3 protein-coding genes and 1 pseudogene are annotated in these 3,346 nt (G+C 41.5%); 2 read left to right on the forward strand and 2 right to left on the reverse strand.

Features of this window, described 5'->3' with window-relative positions:
- Positions 1-1,295: penicillin-binding transpeptidase domain-containing protein (locus ACJAT7_RS18585; RefSeq protein ID WP_415228279.1), on the forward strand; the 1,295-nt coding region annotated here is incomplete at its 5' end.
- 301 nt (positions 1,296-1,596) lie between these two features.
- On the opposite strand, the gene yrfG is transcribed toward ACJAT7_RS18585, so the two are convergent.
- Positions 1,597-2,253, reverse strand: coding sequence for a GMP/IMP nucleotidase (gene yrfG / locus ACJAT7_RS18590; protein WP_415228280.1), 657 nt, complete (start codon positions 2,251-2,253; stop codon positions 1,597-1,599).
- Positions 2,254-2,331: 78 nt separating this feature from the next.
- On the opposite strand from yrfG, the gene nudE reads away from it, so the two are divergent.
- Positions 2,332-2,889, forward strand: a complete 558-nt coding sequence (gene nudE / locus ACJAT7_RS18595; RefSeq protein WP_415228281.1) for an ADP compounds hydrolase NudE — start codon at positions 2,332-2,334, stop codon at positions 2,887-2,889.
- 97 nt (positions 2,890-2,986) lie between these two features.
- Here the strand turns inward: nudE and ACJAT7_RS18600 are convergent.
- Positions 2,987-3,346: pseudogene (locus tag ACJAT7_RS18600) on the reverse strand (NAD(P)(+) transhydrogenase); the annotation flags it as partial.

Here is a 3,346-nt window from a genome sequence, read left to right on the forward strand (position 1 = left end):
AATATCCCGCTGCCAGCGCGGCATTTGTTTCTCTTAACCCACAGGATGGCGCTATTACTTCTATGGTCGGTGGTTTTAGTTTTGCACAGAGTAAATTTAATCGCGCAACACAAGCCCAGCGTCAAGTGGGCTCCAATATCAAGCCGTTTATTTACTCTGCAGCACTTGATAATGGTTATACGCTAGCCACTTTGGTTAATGATGCCCCTATTAATGAGTGGGCGGGAAGTACAGCTTGGAGACCAACAAACTCGCCAGAGGTTTATGCCGGCCCGATTCGCTTGCGTCAAGCTCTCGGACAATCGAAAAACGTCGTCTCCGTACGCCTGGTACAGGATCTCGGCTTAACAAAAGTGACTAACCAGCTGGAAAAATATGGTTTTGAGAGAGAGAATCTACCCCAAAATAATACCATAGCGTTAGGCTCCGCCTCTATTTCGCCCTTAAATCTCGCGACAGGTTATGCCATTATCGCCAACGGAGGGTTTAAGATAGAGCCTTATCTTATCGAACGTATTGAAGATGCTTATGGCAGTGTCATTTATCAGGCTAATCCTAAAATTGTTTGCTCTTATTGTGCTGAACTTTACGCGCAACAGGAAGATAATCAGCCATTGATAGCAACACAAACAGTGCTCGACAAAGGTGCCAATACTTGCCCTATTTCACCCGTAAGTGCTGAGCAAATTGCACCGGCAGTCATTAGCGCTGAAACCGCTTTTTTAACCCGTGAATTATTAAAAACGGCGATCTGGGGCGGGGGCAGCTGGCAACATAATAGCGGTTGGAATGGGACAGGCTGGCGCGCTGGACGGGCTTTGAAGCGCCATGATATAGGTGGTAAAACAGGTACAACAAACGGATCGAAAGATGCGTGGTTTTCCGGTTTTGCAGGTAATACTGTGGCCACATCATGGGTTGGATTTGATGACTTCAATCTTGATTTAGGCAGAACCAGCTACAACAATAATCTTGATAAGAATCAATCCTACGGGTCTGAATTTGGTGCGAAAACGGCCCAACCTGCCTGGATAGAATTTATGCAGGAAACAGCTTTATCAAATCCTGAGGTAACAGCAGACACTCCGAGCAATATTTCTACGGTGCGTATCGACCGAAAATCGGGGCTGCTAACTTACGAGACAGATCACACCACCTTGTTTGAATATTTCAGAGCAGATTCTATCCCCGCCGAATATGTGGATAGAACAGCTGTGTTCAAAGAAAAAACAGTAATAGAGGACAACCAGGACATACCCTACAACGCCCCTACTTCTGTCGATGAACTGTTCTAGCACAAGTTCAGGTACTGATACCCAAATTACTTAAAGATGCAGGAATCAGCATTTTCAAGTAGCTTGGGTATAATACCAAAAGAACTAAAAAGGTGATCACCCTTGCTGGTTAAAATCATCCCTAACTGCGTTGTGAGTTTTGAAGTGAGAACAACTATCTCCTGCAACTCACGCCTTATTTAGTGCTAATTTTTCCTTCGCAATCATCGATCACTTCATTAATTCTTTTGGTATAACTGTACCGGCTTTTTTAGATGAGATGACAGGGAGCACAATTTAACCATAGTAATTGTATTATCCATTATTTCTGTATTAACAATTCAGAAAATAGGTTAATGCTCTGAAAATATTGCATCTCTTGCGCAGGTTTTTCACTATCTGGCGTTTTGATACCCCGTAAATAAGCAACCCCAGCTTGCTGTGCAACCTGCAGTATTTTTTCACTGTCATCAATAAATAAAGATTGTTTAAAATCGATACAATATTGCTCTGCAGCCATTTGCCAAAAAGTCCGGTTTTCCTTGGCTATCTGATAATCATGGCTGGAAACAATTGCTTCGAAGTAATGTGTAATTTCACACTGCTGCATCTTTAATGCTATGCCACTGCGATGGGCATTGGTTAACATAATAACCCGTTTATTTAACCTTTTCAGGTATTCCAAAAACCACAGAGTATCACTGCGCAATTGGATTTTATGCTTTGTTTGGTACTGTAATTGATGGATATCCAAGCCTAAAGTCGCACTCCAATAATCATAACAGTACCAATCCAAACTCCCTGCAACCTTTGCATACTGGGCGGACATATGATGTTGTGCTTGTGCTAATGAAATATGCGCTTTCTGCGCATATTGACTGGGTACATACTCCAGCCAGAAATGGTTGTCATAATGCAAATCAAGCAATGTTCCATCCATGTCCAGTAAGACTGTGTCGACCTCTAGTGCAGAATGCATAAAATACCTCAATAAGTTGTAATTAATCAGCAGTTACTTGTAAGATAAGCTCTTATTCATTGGCTAAAGAGAGTTTACATGAGTCAATCACCACCGACATTACCTCAAATCCTTAAGCGCAGTCTAGTTGCGAGTAGTAGATTTTTTAAAATTGAAGCGCTGCAACTGAAATTTAGTAATGGACAGCTGCGAGAGTTTGAACGTATGCAGGGTTACCATCAGGGCGCTGTACTGATTGTTCCATTTTATGACCCTGAAACTCTTTTGCTTATAAGAGAATATGCTGCAGGTACACATTCCTATGAACTCGGTTTTCCAAAGGGGCTTATCGATTCGGGCGAAACGCCTGAACAGGCAGCGAATAGAGAATTAAAGGAGGAAATAGGTTTTGGGGCTAAAAGGTTACAAAAACTTAAAAAAGTAACCATGGCACCCAGTTATTTCAGTAGTGAGATGACCCTGTTCATGGCATTTGATCTTTACCCTGAAAAACTCGAGGGTGATGAACCAGAGCCGTTAGAAGTGATAAAATGGCCATTAAATAAAGTAGATGAATTATTAGCCGGGGATGATTTTCAGGAGGCAAGAGGAATCGCTGCGTTATTATTGACCTTAAAAGCGCTTAACGAGGCCTGATGATTGGCATAAAAAACCCATAAATAATGCTTATTTATGGGTTAGAAAATAATTTACAAGCTCTTTTATAACAATAAGTTATTAGCAGAAAAAAGCACTAAAACAATCTATTTAGACCATTCAAAGCCGCCACACGGTAAGCTTCTGCCATGGTTGGATAGTTAAAGGTAGTCTTAACAAAATACTCAATGGTATTCCCTTCCCCTGTTTGTTCCATAATAGCCTGTCCGATATGAATAATTTCAGCTGCCCGCTCGCCAAAACAATGAATCCCTAATATCTCTTTTGTTTCCCGGTGAAAGAGTATCTTTAAACTGCCCACTTCTGAGCCTAAAATTTGTGAACGTGCTAAATCTTTAAACAGTGCACGCCCCACTTCATAAGGAACTTTTTGCTGGGTTAACATCTGTTCAGTTTTACCTACAGAGCTGATTTCCGGAATAGTATAAATACCCGT

Origin of the sequence: Psychromonas sp., assembly GCF_047632995.1 — a bacterium.
In the GTDB taxonomy this organism is placed as follows: domain Bacteria; phylum Pseudomonadota; class Gammaproteobacteria; order Enterobacterales; family Psychromonadaceae; genus Psychromonas.